The sequence below is a fragment of the Nibrella saemangeumensis genome, assembly GCF_039541915.1.
GTDB classification, from domain to species: Bacteria; Bacteroidota; Bacteroidia; order Cytophagales; family Spirosomataceae; genus Nibrella; species Nibrella saemangeumensis.
This window is the reverse complement of the sequence record NZ_BAABHD010000001.1, coordinates 60,013-87,001: the sequence shown is the minus strand read 5'-3', so window position 1 is coordinate 87,001 and position 26,989 is coordinate 60,013. Positions and strand designations below refer to the sequence as shown.

26 protein-coding genes are annotated in these 26,989 nt (G+C 52.4%); 14 read left to right on the top strand and 12 right to left on the bottom strand.

Annotated features, from left to right (window positions below):
- Positions 1-2: 2 nt before the first annotated feature.
- On the top strand, positions 3-1,028 hold the full coding sequence (locus ABD949_RS00395; RefSeq protein WP_345239536.1) for a S1C family serine protease: 1,026 nt from the start codon (positions 3-5) through the stop codon (positions 1,026-1,028).
- Positions 1,029-1,054: 26 nt separating this feature from the next.
- Here ABD949_RS00395 and ABD949_RS00390 read toward each other — a convergent pair whose 3' ends face one another.
- Together ABD949_RS00390 and ABD949_RS00385 are read right to left on the bottom strand one after the other, a co-directional pair.
- Entirely contained in the window at positions 1,055-2,185 is a 1,131-nt protein-coding gene (locus ABD949_RS00390) for an FG-GAP repeat domain-containing protein (protein ID WP_345239534.1), read from the bottom strand.
- Between the two features lie 158 nt (positions 2,186-2,343).
- Positions 2,344-3,726, bottom strand: coding sequence for an L-serine ammonia-lyase (locus tag ABD949_RS00385; protein ID WP_345239532.1), 1,383 nt, complete (start codon positions 3,724-3,726; stop codon positions 2,344-2,346).
- Positions 3,727-3,790: 64 nt separating this feature from the next.
- On the opposite strand from ABD949_RS00385, the gene ABD949_RS00380 reads away from it, so the two are divergent.
- Positions 3,791-4,816: a glycoside hydrolase family 113 gene (locus ABD949_RS00380; RefSeq protein WP_345239530.1), complete on the top strand. Its 1,026-nt coding sequence runs from the start codon at positions 3,791-3,793 to the stop codon at positions 4,814-4,816.
- A 186-nt stretch (positions 4,817-5,002) separates the two neighbouring features.
- A complete protein-coding gene (locus ABD949_RS00375; protein WP_345239529.1) occupies positions 5,003-5,980 on the top strand; it encodes a S41 family peptidase in 978 nt (325 codons plus the stop codon).
- A 75-nt stretch (positions 5,981-6,055) separates the two neighbouring features.
- Here the strand turns inward: ABD949_RS00375 and ABD949_RS00370 are convergent, their stop codons facing one another.
- Both ABD949_RS00370 and ABD949_RS00365 read right to left on the bottom strand, forming a co-directional pair.
- Positions 6,056-7,747: a M28 family peptidase gene (locus ABD949_RS00370; protein WP_345239528.1), complete on the bottom strand. Its 1,692-nt coding sequence runs from the start codon at positions 7,745-7,747 to the stop codon at positions 6,056-6,058.
- 128 nt (positions 7,748-7,875) lie between these two features.
- Entirely contained in the window at positions 7,876-8,721 is an 846-nt protein-coding gene (locus tag ABD949_RS00365; RefSeq protein WP_345239526.1) for a helix-turn-helix domain-containing protein, read from the bottom strand.
- A gap of 136 nt (positions 8,722-8,857) precedes the next feature.
- On the opposite strand from ABD949_RS00365, the gene ABD949_RS00360 reads away from it, so the two are divergent.
- Positions 8,858-10,051 (top strand): MFS transporter, encoded by a 1,194-nt coding sequence (locus tag ABD949_RS00360; RefSeq protein WP_345239525.1) that lies wholly within the window; start codon positions 8,858-8,860, stop codon positions 10,049-10,051.
- A gap of 2 nt (positions 10,052-10,053) precedes the next feature.
- Here ABD949_RS00360 and ABD949_RS00355 read toward each other — a convergent pair whose 3' ends face one another.
- Positions 10,054-10,548, bottom strand: coding sequence for an MOSC domain-containing protein (locus ABD949_RS00355; protein WP_345239522.1), 495 nt, complete (start codon positions 10,546-10,548; stop codon positions 10,054-10,056).
- Positions 10,549-10,760: 212 nt separating this feature from the next.
- Here ABD949_RS00355 and fbaA point away from each other — a divergent pair, with 212 nt between their 5' ends.
- The 3 genes from fbaA (at position 10,761) to ABD949_RS00340 (ending at position 15,357) form a co-directional block, all read left to right on the top strand.
- Positions 10,761-11,840, top strand: a complete 1,080-nt coding sequence (fbaA, locus tag ABD949_RS00350; protein WP_345239520.1) for a class II fructose-bisphosphate aldolase — start codon at positions 10,761-10,763, stop codon at positions 11,838-11,840.
- A gap of 139 nt (positions 11,841-11,979) precedes the next feature.
- Positions 11,980-12,297 carry a hypothetical protein gene (locus tag ABD949_RS00345; RefSeq protein WP_345239518.1) on the top strand — a complete coding sequence of 106 codons (318 nt, stop codon included), beginning with the start codon at positions 11,980-11,982 and terminating at the stop codon, positions 12,295-12,297.
- Between the two features lie 429 nt (positions 12,298-12,726).
- Positions 12,727-15,357 (top strand): DUF5686 and carboxypeptidase regulatory-like domain-containing protein, encoded by a 2,631-nt coding sequence (locus ABD949_RS00340; protein ID WP_345239516.1) that lies wholly within the window; start codon positions 12,727-12,729, stop codon positions 15,355-15,357.
- Between the two features lie 80 nt (positions 15,358-15,437).
- On the opposite strand, the gene ABD949_RS00335 is transcribed toward ABD949_RS00340, so the two are convergent.
- Genes ABD949_RS00335 through ABD949_RS00325 form a run of 3 tightly spaced genes read right to left on the bottom strand, consistent with a single transcriptional unit; the run spans position 15,438 to position 19,097 of the window.
- Positions 15,438-16,817, bottom strand: coding sequence for an HTTM domain-containing protein (locus tag ABD949_RS00335; RefSeq protein WP_345239514.1), 1,380 nt, complete (start codon positions 16,815-16,817; stop codon positions 15,438-15,440).
- 36 nt (positions 16,818-16,853) lie between these two features.
- Positions 16,854-17,909 (bottom strand): imelysin family protein, encoded by a 1,056-nt coding sequence (locus ABD949_RS00330; protein ID WP_345239512.1) that lies wholly within the window; start codon positions 17,907-17,909, stop codon positions 16,854-16,856.
- 60 nt (positions 17,910-17,969) lie between these two features.
- On the bottom strand, positions 17,970-19,097 hold the full coding sequence (locus tag ABD949_RS00325) for a hypothetical protein (protein ID WP_345239511.1): 1,128 nt from the start codon (positions 19,095-19,097) through the stop codon (positions 17,970-17,972).
- A 160-nt stretch (positions 19,098-19,257) separates the two neighbouring features.
- On the opposite strand from ABD949_RS00325, the gene ABD949_RS00320 reads away from it, so the two are divergent.
- Together ABD949_RS00320 and ABD949_RS00315 are read left to right on the top strand one after the other, a co-directional pair.
- On the top strand, positions 19,258-19,608 hold the full coding sequence (locus ABD949_RS00320; protein WP_345239509.1) for a hypothetical protein: 351 nt from the start codon (positions 19,258-19,260) through the stop codon (positions 19,606-19,608).
- Between the two features lie 123 nt (positions 19,609-19,731).
- Complete coding sequence (locus tag ABD949_RS00315) at positions 19,732-20,262, top strand: ferritin (protein WP_345239507.1); 531 nt, start codon at positions 19,732-19,734, stop codon at positions 20,260-20,262.
- 732 nt (positions 20,263-20,994) lie between these two features.
- Here ABD949_RS00315 and ABD949_RS00310 read toward each other — a convergent pair.
- The gene (locus ABD949_RS00310) at positions 20,995-21,192 is read right to left on the bottom strand and encodes a hypothetical protein (RefSeq protein WP_345239506.1); all 198 of its coding nucleotides are present in this window, start codon (positions 21,190-21,192) and stop codon (positions 20,995-20,997) included.
- Positions 21,193-21,334: 142 nt separating this feature from the next.
- Between ABD949_RS00310 and ABD949_RS00305 the strand changes: the two genes are divergently transcribed.
- The 5 genes from ABD949_RS00305 to ABD949_RS00285 all read left to right on the top strand — a co-directional run bounded on the left by ABD949_RS00305 (position 21,335) and on the right by ABD949_RS00285 (position 24,618).
- Positions 21,335-21,913: an RNA polymerase sigma factor gene (locus ABD949_RS00305; RefSeq protein WP_345239504.1), complete on the top strand. Its 579-nt coding sequence runs from the start codon at positions 21,335-21,337 to the stop codon at positions 21,911-21,913.
- 1 nt (position 21,914) lies between these two features.
- Positions 21,915-22,913: a S1C family serine protease gene (locus ABD949_RS00300; protein WP_345239502.1), complete on the top strand. Its 999-nt coding sequence runs from the start codon at positions 21,915-21,917 to the stop codon at positions 22,911-22,913.
- A gap of 161 nt (positions 22,914-23,074) precedes the next feature.
- Entirely contained in the window at positions 23,075-23,638 is a 564-nt protein-coding gene (locus tag ABD949_RS00295) for a type 1 glutamine amidotransferase domain-containing protein (protein ID WP_345239500.1), read from the top strand.
- Between the two features lie 66 nt (positions 23,639-23,704).
- The gene (locus tag ABD949_RS00290; RefSeq protein ID WP_345239498.1) at positions 23,705-24,184 is read left to right on the top strand and encodes a copper resistance protein NlpE N-terminal domain-containing protein; all 480 of its coding nucleotides are present in this window, start codon (positions 23,705-23,707) and stop codon (positions 24,182-24,184) included.
- 107 nt (positions 24,185-24,291) lie between these two features.
- A complete protein-coding gene (locus ABD949_RS00285) occupies positions 24,292-24,618 on the top strand; it encodes an EthD family reductase (RefSeq protein ID WP_345239496.1) in 327 nt (108 codons plus the stop codon).
- Positions 24,619-24,656: 38 nt separating this feature from the next.
- Here ABD949_RS00285 and ABD949_RS00280 read toward each other — a convergent pair whose 3' ends face one another.
- The 3 genes from ABD949_RS00280 to ABD949_RS00270 all read right to left on the bottom strand — a co-directional run bounded on the left by ABD949_RS00280 (position 24,657) and on the right by ABD949_RS00270 (position 26,967).
- Positions 24,657-25,142, bottom strand: coding sequence for a DUF456 domain-containing protein (locus tag ABD949_RS00280; RefSeq protein ID WP_345239494.1), 486 nt, complete (start codon positions 25,140-25,142; stop codon positions 24,657-24,659).
- Between the two features lie 90 nt (positions 25,143-25,232).
- A complete protein-coding gene (moaA, locus tag ABD949_RS00275; protein WP_345239492.1) occupies positions 25,233-26,213 on the bottom strand; it encodes a GTP 3',8-cyclase MoaA in 981 nt (326 codons plus the stop codon).
- Positions 26,214-26,283: 70 nt separating this feature from the next.
- Entirely contained in the window at positions 26,284-26,967 is a 684-nt protein-coding gene (locus ABD949_RS00270; RefSeq protein WP_345239490.1) for an SDR family NAD(P)-dependent oxidoreductase, read from the bottom strand.
- Between the last annotated feature and the right edge of the window lie 22 nt (positions 26,968-26,989).

The following is a 26,989-nucleotide window of genomic DNA, read 5'->3' as shown; positions in this document are numbered from 1 at the left end:
TTATGGAAACCCAGTTTATTTCGTTCGCCGATACGCCGTCGAACTCGTTCGGACAGGCCGAGGAGGATGCTCCGTTGCTGGATGCCTATTCCAATACCGTTGTAAATGTAGCCAAAAAAGTGAGCCCGTCGGTGGTGCAGATTAAGGTCAGCGGCCGGAAAGCAAGCGGTCAGCCCGATAATCCCCGCCGACGCGGCCGGGGTGACGAAGGCACCGGCTCGGGCTTTATCATCTCCAGCGATGGCTACGTCATTACCAACAACCATGTCGTAGCCGATGCCAATAAAATAGAGGTTGCCCTCCCCGACGGCCGGGAGCTTGATGCCACACTCGTTGGGCGTGATGCGGCTACCGACATTGCCGTTATCAAGATCTATGGTGAGGGTCTACGGGGCATCCGCTTTGCCGATTCCAAGCAGGTGCAGGTCGGTCAGATTGCCATTGCCGTTGGTAACCCTTTTGGTTTTCAGTATTCGCTGACGGCAGGGGTAGTGAGCGCCCTGGGGCGCACCCTCCGCTCAGAGTCGGGCCGGATGATTGACGATGTCATTCAGACAGATGCTTCGCTGAATCCCGGCAACTCGGGTGGACCGCTGGTTAACTCGCACGGCGATGTAATTGGTGTCAATACGGCTGTTATCTTGCCCGCGCAGGGTATCTGCTTTGCCGTATCGTCTAACCTGACGGCTCTGGTTGCCGGCAAGCTGATCATGCATGGCCGCGTTCGCCGGGGGTATCTGGGTATTGCGGGCCAACTCATCAACCTGACCGAGCGCATCAAGCAATACAACCAATTGAACGCCAAAACCGGCGTCCTGATTGCCAGCCTGGAGCCCGACGGCATTGCCTACAATACCGAACTCCAGCCCGGCGATATTATAGTCGGTTTCAACAACCAACCCGTCGCCACCGTCGATGACCTGCACCGGCTACTTACTGAAGACACCATCGGCCAGCGGCTTCCCATTTCCGTACTCCATCAGAACCTGCGGAAAGAGGTAGTGGTGGTACCGGGAGAACTCAAGTAGGCAGTGGGCAGTTTGCTCACTGCTTGCTACCTACCTGCTCCTTCGTTGAAGAAAATCTCCAGCCCATCCTTGCCGGCAACAATAATGTCGGGTCGACCGGTGCCGCGGAGGTCGGCGAGAGCGAAATAGATGCCGGTACCTTTGCCAACGCCAGGCTGACCGTAGGAAATGGTGTGCTTTTCGAAGGTTTTGCCGTTCCAGGTGAAGTAATAGAGTCCTACATGATCGTAGGCCCCAGGGTCATTGTCGTTGTGGGCGCGGTAACGCTTGCCGGTGATGAGCTCCGGTTTGCCGTCGCCGGTGATATCGGCCCACTCCATCACGTGGTATTGGGAATTTTTGTCGTCAATGGTGTTCTTCTTCCAGCTCCGTCTGCCCTGCTCGTCCAGCGTCTGCTCGTACCAGTGCAGGCCGTAGCCATGCCCCTGTCCGACAATCATGTCGCTCTTCTTATCGCCGTTGACATCGACGACCAGAATGGGAACGCTGGCTGTACCCAGCGCAAACTCTTTGTGTAATGTCCAGTTGGGCGCTTCGAGCCAGCCATCGCTGACGATAAAATCACCCTTGCCGTCGTCGTTGACATCGCCAAAGCCTAAACCATGACCTTGCGTAGGAGCCACATTGATCTGGCTGAAGGTACTATTCTGTCCGAGCTTGAAATACTTCAATGGGTGGTTCGGGTTGTTAGGCACAATTTCGATGATGCCGTCACCGTCTACATCCCACGCCCGTACCGTTTCGACATTGCCAACATTGCCGATGTCATGAATGGTCCACTGCTTTTCCTTACCCGGACCGGGATTCTCCAGCCAGCGTAAGGTAGCGCCAAACCAGCCGCCGGTAAGGACATCAATGTTTCCGTCTTTGTTCACATCCAGCGGTATGGTGGAGAAGTCGTCGTAATACTGGTCAAAGCGCTTCTGGTTACCAATGAGGTGACGTTTGCGGAACAACGCTTTCGGGTCGGCAGCATTCTCGTACCAGAAATCACCGGAAACCAGGTCAGGGCGACCGTCTTTGTTGACATCCACCACCCCAACGGATTCATAACTTTCGGCGGCTACAAAATAGCGGGTGAAGCGAACCGGGGGCGCTGGTTGATAGGTAATGCTGGTCAGCAGGGTAATGCCGGTGATTAGTAACAGGGTTTTCATGGAGGGTTGGAGGGGTTAGGCTGTTTTTGTCATCCCGACGCAGGAGGGATCTCAGTAGTGGCTTACGACTAAGATCCCTCCTATCGTCGGGATGACAAAGCGACAGAATGACAAAAACTACAAAAACAAAAGTCACCTACCCGCCTAAATTACCCTTTCTAACACTCCGTTGCACTCAAAGCCAATCCGGCTTCCGAGGTTTCCTTGTATTTGGTCGACATATCGCGGCCGGTCGCTTTCATCACTTTAATGACTGAATCCAGCGATATCTTCTGAAACGAGGGCGTGCCCGACGTAGCCAGCAGAAAAGCGTTATAAGCTTTCACGGCGCCCATGGCGTTGCGCTCGATGCAGGGAATCTGCACGTAGCCGCCGATGGGATCGCAGGTCATACCCAGGTGGTGTTCGATTCCAATTTCAGCCGCCGATTCAACGGCGTCAATTTTATGACCGGCGGCATAGGTCAGAAAAGCGGCTCCCATGGCCGATGCTGTTCCGATTTCGCCCATGCAGCCCATTTCGGCACCGGAGATACTGGCATTGTGCTTCACCAGAAAACCTACGGCCGCTGCTGCCAGCATACCATTGCGCAGGGTTGTTTTATCGTAGTGGAAATGATGCTTGGCCAGATAGGTCAGACCCGGGATCACCCCCGAAGCGCCTGATGTCGGTGCCGTTACCACAATACCACCGGCCGCATTTTCTTCCGAAGCCGCCAGACAGTAGGCGTTTAGAAAAATCAGAAAACTGTCTGATGACTGCGCTAACCCCCGCGCCTGCTTATACAAAACCGGTGCTTTGCGGTGCAGTTTGATGGAACCAGGCAGCACCCCTTTATGCCGCAGACCCCGCCGGACCGCCTTGTGCATAAACTCCAGACTATCATCAATGCGCTGGTTGATTTCTTTGCGGGATTGGCCGGTAACCGCCATCTCGTTGGCCAGCATCAGCTCTGCCAACTCTAATTTGTTCTGCTTCAGTTGCGCCTTCAGCTCGTTCATGCTGCTGTAAGGGTAAGGCAGGTTAATTGACCGGGAGGTCTCCGACTCCGCAGGCTCACCCTTTCGGAGGATGAAGCCGCCACCGATGGAATAATATTCCTCCTCCGTAATCACCCCCTGAGCACCGGTCAGTTGCAGCACCATGGTGTTGGCGTAGGGCGACTCGTAGCGTTTTCTGTTAAAATAAATATGCTCCGGCCGTACACAAAACACCCGGTCCCGAACCTGAACCGGGTAGGTCACCGTTGGATCTTTGAGCAGCCGTAGCAGTTCGTCGGGGTCCGACGTTTCGGGTTGCCAGCCGAGCAAGCCGGCTACAATAGCGCGGTCGGTGCCGTGCCCTTTGCCGGTGGCGCTCAGCGAGCCGTATAATTGGATGTGAATGGCATCGGTCCGTTGCAGTTCATCATCGGACAACTGAGCCAGCCGCTGCCGGAAATCGAAAGCCGCTTTCATGGGACCAATCGTGTGCGAACTGGATGGCCCCGGTCCCACTTTAAACAAATCAAATACCGAAGTAGTAATCGGTGCAGGGTTCATTGTTATTTTCCTAAAAGTTGATGAAGTTGTATCGTCAAATATACGAACGTATAATCCTTAGAAAATGCTCATTTGGTGGTCAATACTTTTAGGAAGCTGGTTACTCTTTTCCTGCCAGACCTCGGCGGAGTTTGTGCATAACGGACCTAAGCTGAAAGGCGTAAACCTGGTAGCGCCCCCCCGGCCAACCGGCCCGGAAAGTCTGGCCGATGTAAAAGCCATGGGTGGCGATTGGGTGGCCGTTGTGCCGTACGGGTTCAACCGCAAGGGAGAAGCGCATTTTTATCATCCCTGGACCGAAACCCGGCGCAACCAGCAGTGGTGGGGCGAAACACCCGCCGGCGTGAAAGAAACCATCCGGATGGCGCAGCAACAGGGTCTGAAAGTCATGCTGAAGCCGCATGTCTGGATGCAGGGTGGCTCGCATCTCGACCTGGAGTTCACCCGCGAAGAGGACTGGCAGACCTTCGAAGCTGATTACACCAGATACGTTCTCGAATGCGCCAAACTGGCCGATTCCCTGAAGGTAGATCTGTACTGCATTACCACTGAGCTCGACCGCTTTGCGGTGGCCCGGCCCGCTTACTGGAGCCGGCTCATCGATCAGGTCCGGCAGGTGTATCACGGTAAGCTCACGTACGCAGCCAATTGGGACCGCTACGACAAAATTCCGTTCTGGAAACAACTCGACTACGTTGGCGTTGATGCCTACTTCCCCCTCTCCGACGACCAGACACCCAGCGTTTCAGCTCTGAACCGGGGCTGGCGTACGCATCTGAAAGAACTCCAGCGGTTCAGTCAGCGACAGCAGAAATCCATTCTGTTCACCGAATTCGGCTACCGTGCCTGTGATTACGGAGCCCGGCAACCGTGGGAGTCAGAAAGCACCTGTACCCCCAACCCGACAACCCAGGCCAATGCCTATTCTGCCCTGATGGAGACGGTCTGGCCGCAGCCCTGGTTTGCCGGCGGCTTTCTATGGAAATGGTTCATGACACCCCAGCCCCCCGGCATGCCCGACCGCCGTCGCGACCAATACAGCCCCCAGGACAAAGCGGCCGGTGAGGTGTTACGGGCGAAGTGGAAATAGGCTATTTCAGGCCCGCTCCATGTCTAAACTACCAAAATAAAAGCCTGTCAGCGTGCCGTTTACTAACCGAATTAATAGGTAAGCCTTGCTCTGTCGTAGTTTTGCGGGAGCCAATAACCATCTATCCACAACACGATGAGAGCCGTATCTATCCTACTCTTTATCCATCTTCTACTTTCGCCGACTGTGAGGGCACAAACCCCGGATTCGGTAAAAACGTATGTAGATAGTGCGTTATACCTGATGCAAAAGCACTCGTTGTACGCCAAACCCCTGGACTGGAAAACGATTAGAGACTCCGTTCATTACAAAGCCAGAACGGCCAAAAGCTACAGCGACGTCTTTCTGGCCCTTGTTTACGCCTATGACCAGCTAAAAGACCACCACGGCATGTTTGCCAATACCGAGCGGATGCACCGGTTTCCGCCCCCGCGTAACCCGTCCGACCGAATGAGTGAAGGGATAAAAAAAGAGTATTTGAAAGGGCCCCGTATCAAAAAAGCCATGTTGGCTAATCAGGTCGCCTATCTTAAAATTCCGGCCATGCAGGTTACCAAACAGGACGCTGTTGATCAGTGGGCCAACTCCCTGCGTGACTCACTTTGCGCCTTACTGAGCCAAACGCCCAGCGCACTTATTGTCGACCTGCGCATGAACAACGGCGGCAACAGCGTACCCATGCAAGCCGGTGTTGGTTCCTTGTTCGGCGATGGCATTGTTACATATACTGTTGACCGGGACAAAAAAACATTTGTTCCTACTATGCTAACGAATGGAGTACCCGTAGATGGAACAAAACCACTGGCTACTGTAAAGAATACCTGTGGCACCTATCCTACTATTCCCATTGCTGTATTAATTGGCCCGTCTACTGTTAGCTCAGGGGAAATTCTGGCAGTTGCCTTCAAGGAGAGAAAGAATACCCGACTTTTTGGTGAGCCGACTGCAGGATTCTGTAATGCAACGGAAGGCTTTCTATTCGCCAAAAACCAGGGATACTTCCTACTGAGCACCTCGTACATCGCCGACAAGCACAAGCGCATTTATACCGAACAGGAAGTAAAGCCGGATGTCTTTGTCAGAAGTGCGGATAACTACGAGGACCTGCCCAGTGATGTAACCGTCCAGGCAGCCTTGAATTGGCTGAAGCAACAAGTCGATTGAGAATCTTCTAAGAAAGCAAATGGCCTGCACATGAAGGTAGTGCGGGCCATTTGCTTTAAGCTAAATAGTACTCTCCTACTTCACCTCTTTTTTCTTCCCGAACTTATTACCAAAAAAATCGCCTTTGTTCCAGACCGGACGTGCGTCCGCTTGAGCTACAAGGTAACTGGTCAGGAATTGCAACTGAACGTGTTTGGCGGCCGCCTGGAAGTCGAACGGCTGGTTCATGTCGTCCTGGGGCGAGTGGTAAATGGTGCCGCGCCAGTCGAGGTTGACTTTGCGGCCATCGAGTTGTGGTTTGCCGGTCTTGAAGCCGCTTTTAATAAAAAGCGCCGGAATACCCTGGCGAACAAAGCTGAAGTGATCGCTGCGCATGAATACCGTCTGCTCTGGAATTGGATCTTCGGCAATCTCCACACCCAGTGCAGCTGCGGCTATACCCACCGGCTGCGATAAGCTGGAATGTTCGACGCCGTAGGGTACAATATCGAGCAGGGGGTGGAAGAAGAACGGCATATCCAGGCTGAAATTGGCCACCATACTCCCTGGCATGGTCGGGTTGCTGGCGAAATAATCGGATCCCAGCAGGCCCAATTCTTCACCCGTAACACCAACAAATACGATTGACCGGCGCGGGCGATTCGGCAGTGAGGTATACAGACGGGCTGTTTCCAGCAGAATGCCTACACCGGACGCATTGTCGTGAGCCCCGTTAAAGATGGAATCGCCTTTGACCGGTCTCCCAATACCCAGGTGATCCAGGTGCGCCACATGGACTACGTATTCATTCTTCAGAACAGGATCGGTACCGGGCAAAATTGCCACCACGTTTTCGCCACGGATGTCGGGTGCCATGGTCGTCTGAGTACGCATCCGCACCGACACCGGCAACGCAAATGCCTGGGGCGTATTGCGCGTAGCCCAGCCCACGGCATCATCAAACGAACGGCTGGCTCCCGCAAACATAGCGCGGGCGGTAGAGTCACTGACGGTAGCGACACCCAGCAATTCCGGATTAGTGCGCTGCGCCTGTCCCTGCTTATCCACCCACCGGGTTACCCCCTGCGATTGCCGGAGCCGCGTTGCCGTTGCCTCCATGCGGGTGCGCAGATCAGTTGGAATGCTAAAGGAAATTACCCCAACGGCACCGTGGGCCACTGCATTCTCCAGCTTGGAAGTAGAACTGTAGTAGGCTCGCTGGTTGGACGGGAAATTTGTGGGAGCCCCGTTGAAGTACGCAACTATTTTTCCTTTTACGTCGATCTTCTCGTAATCGTCGTGGCTTAGTTCCGGCGCTGTAATTCCGAACCCGACAAAGACAACCGGTGCGATGACTTCGCTGTTAGCTTTGCCGAAGTTGGGGCTAAGGACAAAGCCCCTGCCGTACTCCAGCGTTTGTTCGCTCCCCTTACGCAGGATAGCCATTGAACTGGCCGCTTCGTTCACCTGCACCCGGCGGAGCGGCACAGCCTGTCGGTACGTTTTATTTTCACCAGCAGGCTGCAGTCCCAGGGCTTCAAACTGTGCCTGGAGGTAATTAGCCGCCAGGGCAAAGCCACGGGTGCCAGGCCGGCGACCTTCCAGTGCATCATCGGCCAAAAAACCCATATGCGCCCGGATGGCTTCAGGTCTGACGGACTGCACAACATTTCTTGCTTCGGCAGGAATCTGATTCATGGCGTCCTGTGCCGAAGCAGACAAGGAGCCGACCAGCAATAAGGCTGCGATAGTGGCCGGGTATATCAGGGTCTGTTTGCTACACTTCATTAACATTATGTGGTTAGGCAGATCTTCAGAATGTTGTGAAGCGACAAAGATAAGAATGAGGAGGCAAAATGGGTATGGTTATAGCGTAAACGGGCTAGCCGAAACGCCAGACCGCCCGTAGGTACGTTTTATACCAGTTCGTGTCGGTAAGCGGATGGCGTCTGGCCGGTTACCGCGCGGAATGTTTTGTTGAAGTGGGACAGGTTATTGAAGCCCACCTCGTAGCTGATATCGGCCACGGTGCGAGAACTGTTCAGCAAACGTCTGGCCTGATTCACCCGGTATTCGTTGACAAAATCAGTAAATGTCATCTGCGTCAATCGCTTAAAGTAACGACAGAAAGCGGGTATCGTCAGATTGGCCAGATCAGCTACCTCCTGCATATTAATCGGCTGGCGGTAATACGCTTCTACGTACCGGGAAATCCGATTAATTCGTTCCTGCTCGCGAGGGTTTAGATCAAAGCGTATCCCGTCGGCATGGAGTGGTGTTACATCAATAGCCGTAGCAAGGTCCTGAAAGATTCGCAGCAGCGTCAGCATGCGGTCGAACGCATTTAAGCCGGGCAGTTGCATGAGAAGCGGCCCTACGTTTTCCCGGGTTTCTTCACCAAAATACAGCCCCCGGTGGGCCCGCTCAAACAACCGGCGGATGGCCACTAACTCCGGTCGGTGCAGGAAATGGTCTCCCAGAAAAGTCTCCCGTAACTGCACAACCATTTCCTGCGAATATAGATCGGCTCCGTGACCAAAGTTCAGGTGAGGCACATTAGGCCCGATAAAGACCAGATAGCCATTTTCGTACCGGGATATGTGCTGGCCGATGTGGCACTTGCCACTGCCTTCCGGAATATACACAATCTCGTGTTCGGGATGGTAGTGCCAATACACTCCGCAGAGATCCGGTTCAGTATGGTGCATCACCTTAAAAGAACTCCCCGTCTCCGGCTCTATTCGCTCAAACTGAAGCTTCATAGTTGTCGGTATAATTCTTATGTCGTCCTATATTAACCAGCGCAAGCTTGTTTTTCGATCAATAATGTAAATATAGCATTATAAATCGCAAATAAAGTAGAGACATGGACACCGGTTTACCTGCTACCTTTGTCGTATGAATGCAAGTACCTCAACGTATCGCTGGCGTGACAATCTGTTAGTCCGCAACATAAGCACCTTCGCCACACACGCTCAGGCACGGGCGGTGGGTATGGTCTTTGCCTCTGACAGCCTGCTGTTTGGCAGCTGGGTGGCGCACATCCCATATATCAAACAGAAGTTACAGCTTTCAGATGCCGGGCTGGGTTTAACCCTCTTCGCTATGCCGGTGGGTCTGCTCATCATGAATCCGCTGACGGGCTGGATCATCGCCCGGATTGGTGAAGCTAAAGCCTGCTTTTACGGTGCCCTGATCTTTTGCCTGGGTATGTGTCTGGCCATCAATGCCGATCACATATCAATCCTGGTGGCGGGTCTGTTGGTTAATGGCCTCAGCAGTGCCCTGCTCAACGTAGCCATGAATACCTCCGCGACCAATATTGAACGGGCCGACGGTATTCAAATCATGGCGTCGAGCCATGGCATGTGGAGCCTGGGTGGTATGCTTGGCTCGGCCATTGCCGGGGTAGCCATTGCGCTGCACATTCCGCCCAACATCCACGTTATGGTCATTGCGGCCCTGATTGCCTTACTGACGTATTCGCTACGGCCAGTTTTACAAAACATCCCCACGCAGAAAACTGATTCAACTGCTTCGTTTGTCCGGCCCAACGTAGACCTGCTGCTGATGATTCTGATCGGGCTGGCGGTGGCGATGGGCGAAGGACTGGCTTTTGACTGGAGTGCGGTGTACCTGCGCGAGACGCTGGGGGCAACTAGTCAGGTAGCTGCCCTGGGCTTTGGCTGCTTCTCGCTCACGATGACCCTGGGCCGCTTTACCGGCGATGCCCTGGTGCCGCTGGTTGGTGCCAAACGCTGGCTACAGGTTAGTGGTCTGATTGGAGCGGCCGGTATTGCCGTCGCCGTTTTATTGCCTTACCCGGCTACGGCGTTGCTGGGCTTTGCCCTGCTGGGAGCTGGCTGTTCGCTGGGTGCACCTATTCTGTACGGAGCCTCCATGCGGGTACCGGGTATCAGTCCGGCGGCCGGTCTGGCTACGTTTGCCACCTTCAGCTTTATTGGCTTTCTGGCGGGTCCGCCCATTATTGGTTTTGTCGCCGAGGGATACGGGCTGGCGTATGGCCTGGCACTGGTTGGTGTGATGATGCTGCTCTCGGCGGTGCTTTCGAAACGGGTAAAACTGTATTAGGTTTAACTCTGGCGCGATTGCACGGTTACCTCATCCCCTAGCCGAATAGTACCGCCCTGAATGACCCTGGCCGTGATCCCGCCGTGGCCACGCATGGCATTGTAACCGCCGGGGCCGAGGTTAGTCTCCATACGCGAGCAGGGGTGACACTCGCCGGTGGTTTCCAGAATCACATCGGGACCAATCTGAAACCGCTGGTTTTTCAGCGCTAGCAGGTTAATGCCCGCCACGACGAGGTTGCGACGCAGCAAACCGGGATCTACCTCCGGGTAGCCTGTCAGCGCAGCAACGGCGGTCAGGTGCTCGGCCTGTATCAGGGTTACGTGCCGGTTGCCGCTGCGGCCGCTGTAGTGATCGCCAATGAGCCCTTTATCTGTAGATACGTCTACTTCTGACACGGCCTGCACTGGACCGCGCCGAACGGGACGGATACTGATCCACGCCAGACGGCCGGACCGGGGAAAGTTGTTCTGTAGTTCAGCGAGCGTGGTATTCATAGACTGTTTAAGCAATGAAACGCAGTATTTGTTTGGCAAAGAGCCGCTAAGGCCGAATGCTATTTGGTAACTTTTTGCGATTTATAGACCTTTGTGGCGAAATATGTTGTACTTTGCGAAGTAATCAGATAAATCGTCCGCCATCTGAGTTCCGGCGAACTTTTTCTTCTTTTTATCTAAAACTGTTTTGTTAACCCAATTCTGTCCTGACAATGAGTGAGGTAGCAACCCGATTCAAACCAGGCGTCGTTACGGGCGATGGTGTCTCTGAAATCTTCCGTCATGCCAACGAAAACGACTACGCCCTGCCGGCCGTAAACGTCGTCGGTACCAATTCTGTCAACGCGGTACTCGAAACGGCCAAAGCCGTCAATTCACCCGTAATCATTCAGTTTTCCAACGGCGGAGGCATCTTCTACGCGGGCAAAAGCCTGCCCAACGATAAGCAGCAGGCGGCCATTGCCGGGTCTATTTCGGGGGCGCTTCACATCCATAACGTTGCCGAACTGTATGGTATCCCGGTTATTCTGCACACCGACCACTGCGCCAAGAAACTGCTGCCGTGGATCGATGGTCTGCTGGAAGCCAGTGAGCGCCATTTTGACCAGTACGGAAAGCCTCTCTATAGCTCACACATGCTTGACCTGTCTGAGGAGCCCATCGAAGAAAACATTGAAATCAGTTGCCGGTACTTTGAGCGTATGGCTAAAATGGGCATGACGCTGGAGATCGAACTCGGTGTAACCGGTGGCGAAGAAGACGGCGTGGATAATACCGGCGTGGATGATTCCAAGCTGTACACCCAGCCGTCGGAGGTAGCCTACGCCTACGAAGAGCTGAACAAAATCTCGCCGAACTTTACCATTGCGGCTGCCTTTGGTAACGTACACGGTGTATATAAGCCAGGTAATGTGAAGCTGTCGCCGATCATCCTGAAAAACTCGCAGGATTACATTCAGGAAAAATTCGGTACTAGTCCGCTGCCTGTCAACTTCGTCTTCCACGGCGGTTCAGGTTCAACCCGCGAAGAAATCCGCGAAGCCATCCGGTACGGTGCTATCAAGATGAACATTGATACCGACATCCAGTGGGCTACCTGGGAAGGCATCAAAGGCTACTACGAGTCGAAGAAAGATTACCTGCAAGGCCAGTTGGGCAACCCCGAAGGTCCCGATTCGCCGAACAAGAAATACTACGATCCCCGCGTCTGGCTGCGCAAAGCTGAAGAAAGTGTGGTGAAGCGGCTAACGGTTGCGTTTGAAGACCTGAACTGCATTAACCGGCTGGCGTAATTACAGCTAACGCATAAAATGAAAAGCCCTCTCCTGTCTGGGAAGAGGGCTTTTTCTTTGCTATACAGAGAAGCAATAAACACTAAGCAGAATCTTGATTATATTTGCTCATGACACCGGGGAGAAACGACTTGATCAATTGGAACCTTTAGTAGCTGAAGTATCAGCTCAACTAGACCGGGTAGCCGCCCAAAACCGACAGGTTGTGATAGCTGTTAGCCAGGTGGCAGACGCGGTGACCAGGCAAAGTGATAATGTTCAGTTCCTGCTGGGGGAGGTTGCTGAGCTAAAAACCGGACAGGCCCGATTGGAACAAAACGTCAGTGGTTTACACCGATTAGAACAAACCGTTACTGCGCTACAAGAAGATATATCCAGCCTGAAGACAGACCAAAACGGACTAAGTCACAAAGTAGACTTAATTTTAAAGATTCTGCAGAGCGGCAACGGCCGCTAACCATACTGGCCGAACGTCCCCGGAATGCCGGACCAGGGCGTACCGGCGGCTGTGCTTAGGAGCATCGCAAGGGCGCACCGTCACATAATCCAATAAATTATACCGGATTTATAGAAGACTCCAACTTTTGTCTATAATTCGCGAGCTAATGGTCAAGCGATTAACGGTTGCGTTTGAAGACCTGACCTGTATTAACCGGCTGGTTAAGCCAGCAGATAACGCATAAGATAAAAAGCCCTCTCCTACCCTGATGAGGGCTTTTTATCTTATGACTGCAATGCAACCTCTAGCTCCATTCCTGCATCTGGTACACAAAGCTTATATTTGTCTTCCGGTCAGTCAATAGTCATTAGCTGATAGTCGTTATTCGATAGAGCTCATACCTGAGCCTACTTTTGACTAGCGGCTAACGACTATCTATCCCCATTTATGAAACTACACTTTATCCTGCTGCTAACTTTACTTGTACCTGCACTAGCCCTCAGCCAGGGCATTCGGGGAACGATACAAACGACCAAAGGCGAACCACTGCCTTACGCAGCCGTGATTGCCCGTGGTACGTCGACGGGTACCATGGCGAATGCTGAAGGGCGTTTTGAACTGGCGCTGAAACCAGGCACTTACCAGATTATCTTTCAATACCTGGGCTTCAAAACCATACAGCGAGAGGTAGCGGTCGGCAGCGGCTTTACCGAGATTAATGTATCGCTGGAAGAGCAGGCGTTTAACCTGAACGAAGTCAAAGTCGGCTCCAACCAGGAAGATGCCGCCTACAGCATCATGCGCCGGGCCATTGCTAAAGCAAAAATCCACCAACTCCAGGTGCTGAGCTACAAAGCCCGCGCTTACTCCAAAGTATCGGTGACGATTACCGACCTGCCTATGGAGTTCCTGTACAAAAAGCAACTGAAGGAAGCCGAGAAAGAAGCCAACTTCAAGAAGGGCGTACCGATGCTGAACGAAACGGTGTCGGAGGTGACGTTTCAGCAGCCGAATACCTACCGTCAGCGGGTAATTGCCACCCGAAATTCCGTGGGCGAGGATATGTCAGTGAACCAGTATTTTCTCACCAGCTTTTATCGTCCCGAAGTAGCCAAAACGGTTTCTCCGCTATCGCCAAAGGCATTTGCCTACTACAAGTTTGAATACGAAGGCACCTACCGGGAGCAGGGCGTCGACATCAACAAGATCAAGGTAATTCCCCGCTCCTACGGCGAAGGCGTTTTCCGGGGTGTTATCTACATTATTGAAGGTACCTGGGCGATCCACAGCCTGCAACTGGAAACCATTGGCTTCGAAGGTCTGACGGTTAACATCCGTCATTTGTACAGCCCGGTTCAGGGGGTATGGATGCCGGTGAATCAGCGGTTCGACGTCCGGGGGAAAATCTTCGGGGTAGGCGGTAATGGCCAGTTTATCATTAACCAGACATTTAACGAACTGAAGGTAAATCCCGCCTTTGTGGAGGAGATTCAGGTTATCGACGAGAAGAAAGAAAAGCCGGCTACCCAGCTTAGCAACCGGGATATTAAAGGGCAAAAGCTGGAAGATATGGTGGCCAAGCAGAAGGAGTATTCGACCAAAAACCTCAAGCAACTTATCAAAGAATACGAGAAGCAGGAGCGGAAAGAACGCAAGGAAAATAAGGAACCAGTAGCGGTTACCCGCAATGATTCCACGATTGTCGACTCCCTGGCGGTCCGGCGCAATGTGGCCTTCTGGGATTCTCTCCGTACCATTCCGCTCACATCGGCCGAGTCGAAAAGTTACGTGCGCAGCGACAGTATCAAGATTACCCGGGAGGTAAAAGTCCAGAAAGACAGCACAAAAAAGGCTACGAATTCCCGTACCTTTCAGCCGGCTCAGCTGATCACCGGTAATACCTGGAGCCTGAACAAGCGAACCACACTGACCTGGGATGATCTGGTAAGCAGCCTTGGCTACAATACGGTGGAAGGCTATACCGTAGAAGGCGGCCTGAAGCTGACTCATTATCTGAATCAGAAGAAAACCGACGAAATCAGCCTTCATCCCATTGCGCGGTACCAGTTCGGCCGCCAGCAGTTTGTCGGCTACGCTACCGCGCAGTACCGGCACAACCGGACGAACCTGCGACTGTCGGGAGGGCGGTATGTCTACCAGTTTAATCCCAATTCACCGATTAGTCCTGCGCTGAACACGCTGACGACGCTGCTCTTCGAGCAGAATTTTATGAAGCTCTATCAGAAAGACTATTTTGCCACGCTGTCGCTGGATGCCCGCCCTTTCAGCGGCCGTATCAATTTCTCGGGTAGCCTTGATTACGCCCAGCGATCGGAACTGGCTAATTACCGCGAGAACCTGAAACCCTGGATCAACTGGAACCAATACACGTTTACTCCAAACCGCCCCGACAACGCCGAAATTGGCCCGGCTGCTTTCCCTACGCACCAGGCATTAGTGCTGAACCTGGTGGCTACCGGCCGGCTGAAAGCCGCCACTTACCGGATCTCTAACGGCCGGCGGGTAACCCGGCGCAACGATAGCCCACTGCTGTTGCTCAATTATCGCAAGGGAGTCTCGGGTGTTGGCGGCAGTGACGTCGATTTCGATTTCCTGCAGGCCGGCATCAGCCATTCGTTTGAGACGGGCATCCGCAGCCGGCTCAGCTACGATGTGCGGGTGGGGGGCTTCCTGAACAACCGCTCGCTTTACTTCCCGGACTTCCGGCACTTCCAGGGTAACCAGTTCTTTTTTCAGCAGGGCGATCCCACGGCCATTTACCGGATGCTGCCCTACTACGACTACAGCACGGGCAAGCGGTTTGTGGATGCCCACGTCCTGTCGGAGTTTCGCAAGTTCCTGCTCACCCAGATCACCTACGTGCGCCTGACGGGCCTGAAAGAAAACCTGTTTGTGCATTACCTGGGCACACCGGCCTCCCGCAATTACACCGAAGTGGGTTACGGTCTGGATGGCATCCTCCGCCTGTTTCGCGTTGAGGTTGTTACGCAGTGGCAGGATTTCAAATACCAGCGCCTTGGTTTTCGGGTAGGTACCACGCTGACGTTTGGCCGCTAGTAGACCGGAGTTGTACTCTGGTTTATCTTCAAAAGGATAGGCTGTCTTCGGTCCGGATTTAACCGGAATACAACTCCGGTTTACTGCCGCAAAATCCACTCCTTTGGCTTCCAGCCGTCCTGAACCTTGGTCAGATCCACAGTAGGATCGATCAGCAGGCGGCTGGGCCGGGCGTTGAGCGTTACGTACACTTCGGCACGTACCTGTGGATCGTGTACGCCCTGCTTTTGGTAGTAATCGGCCAGGTAGTGAGCAAACTGAAGAATGAGGTCCGGCTGCATGGCCATTTGTTTCTCCTGGTGATCGTTCAGAAACTCGCTGTTGTCGACAATACCCTCCCGGCCCGTGCGGCTATCTTTCACATAAAACGTAGCCGTACCCGCTTTCTCCATCAGCATTACCCGCCAGCCAAAGCGGTAGCCTTCTTCGGTCCAGAACAAATCGCCGGGGTACAGCAGGTACCGCCAGGGAAACAGGAGCTGGAATACGACAAAACAGAGTAATGCGCAGGTAGTGATGAATTTAGGTATAGCAGGTTTCCAGCTGCGGACGCCCTGAGTTATCTTTCCAAATCCCAAAACCCGCTCATGCCACTGCACCGAAAAGAAAATGGGCGTGCTGGCAATCATCACCAGCGGGAAGACACCGATCTGGAACAGAATGCCCGTCAGCACGTGGAAGACGACCACGGTGGCATACGCCAGCGGCCGGCTTTTGGGCCAGATCAGAAAAAAGACAATGAAGGTATCGTATAGCATCCCGGCCCAACTGAAAATATACGGCATCCAGGCATTTGCAAACAGCGGTCCCAGCACCGGAATGGTGTCGTTGGCGGGTAACCAGACTTTCAGCGGGAGGGCGTTGATGAGCCAGTCGTAGCGGAGCTTGGCCAGGCCGGCGTAGATGTACACCAGCGCCAGTTGGAACTGAATGAGCCAGATTGTCCACTGCGGCACCTCTGTTCGGAGCAGGGCCGGATTCCGGCGAACATCGACCGATACCGCCCGGTTGGCCGGCAGCCAGATGAGCAGAAAGCTGACGACGCTGACGAAGTAGTAATGATTGAGGTAATAGGTAATATCAATGAGTTCGCAGTAGGTGAACGTCAGGAAGAACGTAGCCGCCGAGAGCCGGTAAAACGCCCCCAGCATAATGCCCAGGGCCCCCGCCAGCATCAGCCCGTGAACGATATACATTCCTACGGGCGACAGGGGCTCTACCCACGCAAAACCAAAGTACTTGAAATGCAGCGTCGGCTGAATATAGTGATCGTCAATCCAGCCCAGCCCGATAAACCGCGCCGTACTGATCACCATCATCACCCCAAACAGGATGCGAAAGGTGATGAGGGGAGCAATAGAGGTTGAGTGATAGAATGATTGAGTGATTGAGTGAAATGAAAAACGCTTCTCCTCCTTAGGCGCTACCACTTGCACATTGTTGTTGCTTACACTTACCATTCACTCAATCATTCTATCACTCAATGACTCAATAATCTAATCCCCATCTCCGCTGGCGAACGTGATGGCAATGCCCAGCAGCGACGACATATCGCTTTTGAAAAAGCGGGTTAGCTTCTGAAACTCGTTCAGGACGTTTTCGACGGCGGCCGGGTTGGTCTGGATCTGCTGACTCAGCGGCACATTCTCCGGCAGCGCGTTCAGTGCTTTACGAACGTTACCCAGTTGAGCCTCCGCAGACGCTACCAGCGCCTGACCACCCTCTACATTTTCCAGGTATTCTTTAAAGCCAACGCCATCTTTACCGTCGCGGGCGCGGCCGTACCAGATGTTTTCAATGGCTGTCAGGTGAGCCTTGATGAACGTCAGTGACTGGCTGCTGTAGTAGCCTTCGGCGCGGGTTGGTTCGGCAGCGGTTTGCCCCGGACGCTTACCCAGCGGCAGCGCAATCTTAAAATTTTTGATGGCCTCGTAACTCCGGATAAACTCATTATAAAGCTCCGAGGTAGCACTCCCGGCATCGGTACCGTTGCGGTTCACAAAATTGCCGGAATAAGTGCTCCAACCGGTTACCACCTCGTCTACCCGCTTCTTAATGTCGGCGGTAGCGGCCGTCAGAAAATTACGGCGGCTCGCCGACTGGAAGCTGGTCACGATCTGTGTATTATTGCCCTGCGGGCTAAAGATCAGATACTCCACCGCCGGCAAACCACGGGCATCCCGGTTGAAATCATTGAAGTTGGCGTTGTTGGTGGTTATGGTAGCTTCAACCTTAGCTGTGCTGGTCGGAAACGTGCCGACCTCCTCAATCAGGCCTTTCCGCACCCCTTCTTCTCCGGCCGGTCCAAAATTATAAGCATTGGCAAATTGCCAGGCGGTGTAAGCCTCCGTCCAGGCAGTTTGCAGCGCCGTCAGGTTAGCCGCCGTTGGTGATCCGGAGAAGGTGGCAGCCGCCGTATTCAAGACGTTCACCTTTGCCTGTAGGTCGGCGTAGGCCGGGCGGATCAGGTTATCGGCGTACTGCTGCAGCATCGCCTTCCGGTCAAAATTCTGACCGGTATCCACCTCGCCCGGCTTAGAACAGGCTATCATAACGCCAATACAGGCGGCAATTGACAAAAGAGAGAAACTAAACGTCAGTGAGGTCCTCATCTATCGTTTTTGTTCAGAAATCCAATTCTTCTTAAAATCTTCAACTTCCTGGTCGGTAAACTTATAGATCTCTTTCAGACGACTAATCGCCTGTGTCAGCTTAGGCAACTGGTTTACCGGATTAGTCAGGAAAAGATAAGACGTGGGTGTACCATTGACCGGCGCATTCATCAGCGTCAGCAGTTCATCAATCTGCGCATCGGTAATGATCTTGTGCTGCTGGGGTATAGTACGCCAGCCATGAATCTGACTCACCGCTTCATTATAGGTATGCATAGCTGCTCCCTTCTGGGCATCGGTCGGATTGGTAGCACTCAGGGTTGAAATGGTCGAATGCAGGTAGTTAATAGCCGTAGCGGTAGCGGCTTTTTCCCAGTACTGCTTAATATCGGCCCAGGCGGCATCGCGGTCGGCCTTGTAAGCATCGCCGGCTTTCAGAGCTGCCTGATACCGGATAAGCGCATCGCGCATTTTGGTGTAAAGCCCGGTACCGTCATTCTTATCCCGACGGGCGGCATACAAGGCCATAAAGCGGTCTGGCGTCGTATATTTGGAGGCATCGTTGCTGTTGGGGAAAGCAGGGCTGGCCCCGAACAAAAGAGTCAGCTGATCGGCCGTGGCCGGCGTTGGCCGCTCGGCAGTAGCAAGTTGGATAGCCTGATTGTAGAACGTAGCCCCATACATTGCATTCTCAAAAGCCTCTACCAGACCGAAGCCGTTCTGATCAAAGATATGACCGCCCAAAACGCCCCCGTTGCCGGTGCGGACTGCCGGATTGAAGGTGTTTCCACTGGCCTGAGCGAAGCGGGTAATAAAACCGTTGGTGCCTTCTATAAGATTCGCGTAATACGGAGTCGTGAGGCTTTTCAGCGATGGAGAGCCCGTTGTAAAAAGGTTGGTCAAGGTCTGTGCCTCTACCTTTGTCCCGGCGGTCCGGGCTTTTTTCGTCTCATTGATCAGATTTACATACTGCTGGGCCATAGCCGCAGCCGCTGTGGTATTGGCAGTGAAGGAAGTGCCATCATACTGTTGTGGAATCACCAGCGGATCGATAGTCTCCGTTTCTTTACAACTGTTCAGGAAAAGTGCAGCGACTACTGCAAAGGCGGGAATGAAAAGTTTACGCATGGTAGCAAGTATTTTTCCGACTAATAAATTGGATTACGGCTGCAAACTTAGACCTTGTTTAGATTTGTTCCAAATAAAAAGAAAATTATTTAGAAAATTTCTAAACAAGTAGGTATGATATTCTTTTCCGTTGTATTTTTGCATAAACTGACTGTAAGCCGTGAGTACTGTACCCTCCACCTGGAAAGAAATTTACCGTAACGAGAAAGGCGCTGTTTACCAGTGTGATACCACCTGTCGGTTGATCCTGGAATTCTGGGATACGCATACCGCTTTTTCGGCCCGTGACTTTTTGCAATTCAAGCGCATGGTCGAGACGGTTGACCTGCGGCAGATGGCCCTGCACACCGATGATGCCTACGATGTAGAGATTCTGACGCCCCCCCGTACGGATCGGTGCTACGTGCTGACGCTCTGCGAAATTGTGCAGCTGCGCGACCTGCTGAACGGAGCCCGACTGATGCTGGAGCTCAATAGCTTACTGCGCGAGCGGGGCTGTTGCCTGGCTTAAGCGCTTGATTCTGTTTGGTTTTAGAACACTTCTAAATTTCACAAATACCAACCGGCCCAATAACCTGAGCCGGTTTTTTGTTGTTATATTGGCATCGGGAATTATTCGAAACCGAATTTTGGTATGAGAGATTTAGTAAGACTTCGCACATCGCTCAAGGATGGTATTGAGCAGATATTGAACGAACAGATAAAAATGGAAATGGAGTCGTCGTCGAAATACCTGGCCATGGCCGGGTGGTGCGACCGCAACGGCTTCGACTATAGCGCCGGGTTCTTCTACAAGCAATCAGACGAAGAGCGGCACCACGCCCTGAAAATTTTCCATTACGTCAGCGACCAGGGCGGTACCGCTCTTTCGCCGGAGGTAGTGCCGGTGCAGCAGGATTTTGACTCACTGCGTTCGGTATTTGAAGGCGCTCTGGACCAGGAGATTGCCGTAACCGATTCTATTAATCGCGTGATCGCGGCCTGCCGCCGGGAGAATGATTTCACGACTGAGCAGTTTATGAACTGGTATGTGAAAGAGCAGATGGAAGAAGAATATATTGCCCGGCGCTGCCTCGACCTGTTCGACCAGATTCCGGCCGATCAGTTGTTCTACCTGGATAAGCAGGTCTCCAAGGTCACGTACGAGGGTAATGTCTTTGAGTAACGAATTCAGGTAGTATCCATAAATTTAATAGAGAAGGGCACCTGCTAAGGGGTGCCCTTCTCTATTGTATCGACACATTAGCCATACGGTTGGTACGTACATAAAAAGCAAAAGCCGCTCAGTTGTGAGCGGCTTTTGTTACTTCTTTTGCGGCTAATTAGCGAGCAGTAGTATCAGTAGCCATAGTGGTGTCAGCTGCCATAGTAGTGTCAGTTGACATCATAGTTGTCGTGTCAGTAGTAGTCGTTGTAGTCTCAGTAGACTCAGACTTGTTTGACTGGCAAGCAGTAGCCAGAGAAATCATTGACAGAACGAAGAAAGCTGATTTTACGATGCTTTTCATGATTGGGGTGATTAAAAGTTACGCTTGAAATTTGTTTCACCCTTAATACGCCTTCGAAGAAAAGGTAACCCATGAATTTTACTTTTTTTTGAAGTAATTTTCTTACCCGCTATTTTCAGACCTAGTCTTTAACCCAACTGCCAGATAAATAAAAAACTAACCAACTAACTATCAATCTATTAACAAATATCAATGTGGTTTATTTTCTATTCTACGTAAATGCAAAAAAGATTTAACAGCGAACCAAAATATAAATTTTCAAAGAAAATATTGAATCGAGAAAACCTAAATCGGCAGCTTTTCATACAGGATTTGCGCCCATTAGTATTATTGAAAGTAAAAAAGCCACTCCATCGGGAGTGGCTTTTTTACTTTTATTGTTTCTGTACTTAACGGGTTGTACTCTGCGTACCTGTTGTGCCCATATTACCCATTGTGTCCGTAGCCATTGTGGTATCGGTTGACAAGGTTGCGTCAGTGGTGCCAGTTGTCGTCTCCGTATTTTCGTTGTTGTTCTTCGACTGGCAGGCTGTGGTCAGAGCAATCATCGATAAAACGAAGAAAGCCGATTTTGCTAAGTTTTTCATAAGTTTGAGATGCAATTAAAATGAAATTAAAACCAAAAACTACCCTTAATAACTAAATAAAGGGGAAGGTAACCCGATAATTTTTAATTTTTTTTTGGGTTACTTATATGCCTGATTAAGTATTAATACATGCAAGTATCAAATGAAACATTCCGGACGCCTGCAACTTTCTGACGACGAACTGCTTGTCGGCGTTGCAACTGGTTCGGATGAGGCATTGACGCAGCTCTATCGACGGTACTTCCCAATGGTACTTCACCTGGTACTGAGTAATAACGGTAGTGAAGACGATGCCAAAGATATTTACCAGGAAGCGCTCGTTGTGGTGTATGAGAAGGTAACTGTCGGCTCACTGGAACTCAACTGTCAGCTAAAGACGTATTTGTATTCCATATGCCGGCGGCTCTGGCTCAAGCAGTTGGCCCTTCGCAGCCGTGATAACCGCAACCTGGTTGATACGGAGGATTCTGTTTCGGTAGACGAGGATATGGCTTGGCACGAAACCCGCGACCGCCAGTTTGAATTGATGGCTGATTCACTGGAACGGCTTGGCGAGCCCTGCCGAACATTGCTGGAGGATTTTTATATCCGGCATATGTCAATGCAGGAGATTACAGAAAAGTTTGGATATACCAATTCCGATAACGCCAAGACGCAGAAATACAAGTGCCTGATGCGTTTGAAAAAGCTGTTTTTTTCAGTGTATAAGGAGGAACCGTAACATGGAATCAGAAGACGATAAACAAATTGAGGATGCGCTCAGGTTGTACGGTAACCGGATCGCTTTCCGTAACAAACTGAATCACATTCACGCCGGTCTGGATATGGAGGCCGTTCGGGAGGAGTCTGCCCCGAAAGCACCTATCCGGCTAATCTGGCGTACCTATCGGACTACGCTGGCTGTAGCAGCTTCGGTGGCGGTCTTTACAACATTCGTTACCCTGTTATTGTATAAATCCTACCAGACCAGCCACAAGCAGGAAGAACAATACAGCATGCTGCGCCGGGATCTGCAGGCCATTAAACGGTCGCAGAGCGCTATTCTGAACGATATCGACGGGCGTCGGCGGGTATTACAGCAAAATCCCGGTCAGGTAGCCGGAACCGGCTTTCTGCTGACGTCGGACGGGTATATGGTGACCAACAAGCATATTATTCAGGGTGCCGACTCGGTGTATGTACAAAGCCAGAAAGGTGAGGTGTACAAGGCGAAGCTGGTCTATACCGACCCCCTTTATGACTTAGCGGTTCTGCAATTGCGTGATGATACGGCTTTCCGGGCTATGCCGCCCCTGCCGTACAGCTTTGAAGCACATCAGTCGGATCTGGGTGAGCGCGTATTTACCCTTGGCTATCCCCGCGAGGAGATTGTATACGGCGAAGGGTACCTGAGTTCAGGAACTGGCTACCGGGGCGACTCTACCGCGTATCAGGTTTCGATCAGTGTAAATCCAGGTAACAGTGGCGGCCCGCTGCTCGATGAGAAAGGTAACGTCATCGGCATCATTACCGGAAAACAGGTAACCTCAGACGGAGCATCCTTTGCGATCAAATCGAACTACCTGTACAAAGTGCTGGAATCAATTCCTGGTGACTCGTTGAAAGGCTCACCCGTGAATCTGAACCGGAAAAATTCGCTGGTGAAACTCTCCCGCAAGCAGCAAATCAAGAAGATGCAGGACTATGTATATATGGTTAAAGTCTTCAAACATATGCCCTAGACAGCTTTAGAAAACGAATGAAAAAAGGCAGCCACCCGGTTGCCTTTTTTGTTTGCTGCCGAGTCTGGTTAACCCCTCCTGGCTACCGCTTTTTCTTAACCTTTGTCCGAATTTCCGGTTACTTCTTTGGAATTAGTCAGTTTAATAAAACCACGAGCGTTATGGAGAGCAAATTGCAGGGCAAGAAGGTGGCCATTCTGCTGACAGATGGCTTTGAGCAGGCAGAAATGACCGAACCTCGCAAGGCGTTAGAGGAACAAGGAATCCAGACACACCTGATTTCGCCAAAAGATGACGAAGTAAAGGGCTGGGACGAAACCGATTGGGGTGATATATTTCCGGTCGATGTTCCGCTGAACCAGGCGAATCCGGAAGACTACGATGCGCTGCTGCTGCCCGGTGGGGTTATGAACCCCGATCATCTGCGGATGGAGAAAAAAGCGGTTGCCTTTGTCCGGCACTTTTTTGAGGCCCGTAAACCGGTGGCGGCCATTTGCCACGCGCCCACGCTGCTGATTGAAGCCGATGTGGTACGTGGCCGTAAATTAACTTCGTACCCGTCGATCCAGACCGATCTCCGGAATGCCGGAGCAAATTGGGTTGATCAGGAGGTGGTGACGGATCAGGGGCTGGTTACCAGCCGGAAGCCGGAAGATATACCAGCCTTTAACCGCAAAATGATCGAAGAGATCGGTGAAGGCATTCACGAGCGGCAACGTGCCTGAGCAAAACCTATAATTGCAAACAGCCCCGACCTACCCGGCCGGGGTTGTTTGCTACAAACCAACTTTATGAGACAGCCGATCATTGTAATTACCCTGGTGATACTGGCGGCCTGCGCCCGCACTAAACCCGCACCTGCTGTGACGGGTGGGCCGGTCATCTCCACCGATACCGGAGCCCCCCCCGTAAATAGAGTTGTGTATGAAGGGCTGCTACCCTGTCCGAAATGCAAAGGCATCCAGACGGAACTGACGTTAAACATCAATCCGAATAACCCAAGGCAATCGTACCAATTGAAGCAAGTTTATCTGGGAACCAGCAAAGGCGACCGTACCTATACGAAACAGGGTACGTATATAACCCTGCGCGGCACCGCCACCGATAATGAGGCCATGGTAATCCAGCTTGACCCCAATAAATCGCGGGAGATTAAAAATTATCTGCGGATTCACGATGATACCCTTCGGCTGCTGGACCGTCAGAAAAGGCTGCTTAGTACGACAGAGCCGACCTGGCTGATTCGCAAGCACCCGGAATCGGGTAACTGATTGTGGACCTGCCTGTTTTTCCATTTCGGTTTGGTGAGCAAATCTCATTCTTATTTACTACCTTCATCAACCTAAATGGGAAATCTAACTTAAAATCTTGTACAGTCATGGTCAAGCTTACAGTCCTTTACCCACAGCATACAGATAGCCATTTTGATATGCGTTATTATCTGGACAGCCATATCCCAATGGTTAAAGAACGGCTTACCCCGCTGGGACTGGTTCGGGTTGATGTAGAAGAAGGCATGGCCAGCGGAGCTCCCGACTCACAAACCCTGTACAGTATGATCGGACGCCTGAACTTCAATAGCCTGGAAGAGCTGCATAATGCGCTGGAGGCCTATGGTGAAGAGTTGATCAGGGATATGTCGAACTTTACGGATGTCCAACCCCAGATGCAGATTAGTCAGGAGCTTATCTCGACGCTCTGTTGACCAACTATACCTACCCCGGCCAGCTACCGGGGTTTTTCTTAGCTAATCTGCGGCCATACGGCTACAATGGCATACCCCAGCATGATCAGGCAGAGGATCACCTTCATAAAGATCCCTGCCAGAAAGCCGACAAAGGAGCCGAAAGCAGCCCGCAGGGCATAGTTCATGTTGGCGCCCCCGATGAGCTCTCCGATCAGAGCCCCGAGAAAAGCCCCTACAAACACACCAATCACCGGAATAAACAGGAAACCGACCACAACTCCAATCATTGCCCCCCAGGTTCCGGCTTTGGTACCGCCAAAACGCTTTGTACCCCAGATGGGCACATAGTAATCCAGCACGGCTACTACGGCCGTCACAATGCCTAACCCAACGAGAACGGGCATACTGAAATCGGCGTACCGGGAAAAGTGGAGACATAGCAAGCCGGCATAGCTTAACGGAGGCCCCGGCAAGGGCATAACAGCACCGACCAGACCAATCAATAAACCGGCAAAACCCAGAATCAGGAGTAGAATGTCCATACTATGTCCCAGCCAGCATCCCGGCTGGCACGTGTCCTAGAATATCTATAAAGTTAAGCCAACAGGCCAGCAGGGATACCGGCCGGGACGTTACCCCCCAATGGTTGACATCGATTCCGTCACCGGGCTACGAAGCTGCTCGGCTTCAAAGCCGTTTTTGGGACGGTGAGCAAAGGCTTTCAGGAAGGCGGCCTTTAAGTCATCATCGGTAGCCCCTGAGCGCATCAAGGCCCGAACATCCAGCACCCCATTGTCGTACAGGCAGGTTTTCAGCGTACCCTGGGCCGTCATGCGAATGCGGTTGCAAGTGCCGCAGAAGGTACGGCTAAAGGCAGCGATGATACCAATCGTGCCGGCATGACCCGGTACCTGGTAGGTATACGATGTTGAATTAGCAGGGTCGGGTAATTTGGTAATATCCGGATACAGGGCGCGTAGTTCGTCCAGAATGCGCCGGTGGGTCCAGTTGAGCACCGGATAATGGCTCCCCTCGCCGTTGAACGGCATTTCTTCGATAAAGCGAACTTCAATAGGATGCTGGCGGGTGAGTTCGGCGAGTAGCGGGATGTCTTCAATGTTTTTGCCCTCCATCACCACGGCATTCAGCTTCACCGGTACGTTGTGGGCCAGCAAGGCATCCAGCGTGCCCTGCACGGCCGGCAGTTCGTCCCGGCGCGTGATCTGCCGGAACCGCTCCCGGTCCATCGTATCCAGACTCAGATTGACGGAACCCACACCCAACCGTACAAGATCCGGCACGTGGGGGGCTGTGAGTACGCCGTTGGTGGTGATGTGCCAGTCTTTTATGCCCTCGGTATGGGCCAGTTTCTCCAGAAATTCCATCAGGCCGTTCCGTACAAACGGCTCTCCACCGGTAATCCTGACTTTAGATACCCCGAGTTGCGCCAGCACCCGCACCAGCCGCTCCATTTCCTCGTACGTCAGCAGTTGCGCTTTAGGCAGGTATTTAATTCCTTCCTCGGGCATACAGTAAAAGCACCGCAGGTTGCAGCGGTCCGTTACAGCCAGCCGAAGGTAGGTTATGGGGCGATTATGGTTATCAAAAATCATGGGCGGCAGGTATCAGGTAAGTCGCTCTGTCTCAGTCCTAACACAAAAATAACAGATTTGGTCGCAATCCCTACGCTTTATTGTAGGCTTTCAGCACCGGCTCGCGCAACATGTGCCCCGGCCCGAAGGTAACAAAGGCGATCAGTTCGGCCAGGTCGTCAGGACTTACCCAGTTGTGCGGGTCCGCATCTGGCATAGCCTTCCGGTTGGCGGGGGTATCCAGCGTGCTGGGAACAATCACCGTCGAGATGATGTTTTTGTCCTTACCAGCTGCGTTGATAATTTCCGACAGCTTAAGGACCAGGGATTTTGACAGCGAATACGCCACCATATGCTGAGCGGCTTCGGGCACCAGCGCCGGTCGGGCCCCAATCAGCACAATCCGCCCGCCCTGCTCCTGATTACTCATCTGGTCAAATACAGGCCGCACCATCTGGTAAGTAGTCTGGAAGTTAAGCTTATACATCTGGTCAATAGCCGCAAAGTCGGTTTCCGCCAGTGACCCCATAGCAAAGCCCCCAACCAGCAGCACCGCAGCATCCAGGATGCCGTACTCGCCGGCTACCTGCTGAACGAACGCTTGACAACCGGCCTCGTCGGTGAGGTCCAGTTCATGGGTAATCAGGTTTTCCTGGGCTGGCAGCGACGATCCGGGCTGCAGGGTAGTAATAACACGGTGTCCGTGGCTGAGCAGATTGTTCGTAACGGAGCGGCCCAGGCCACCGGCCCCACCGGTAAGCAAAATGGTTGACATAAGCAGGCTAAAAACAGGTGAA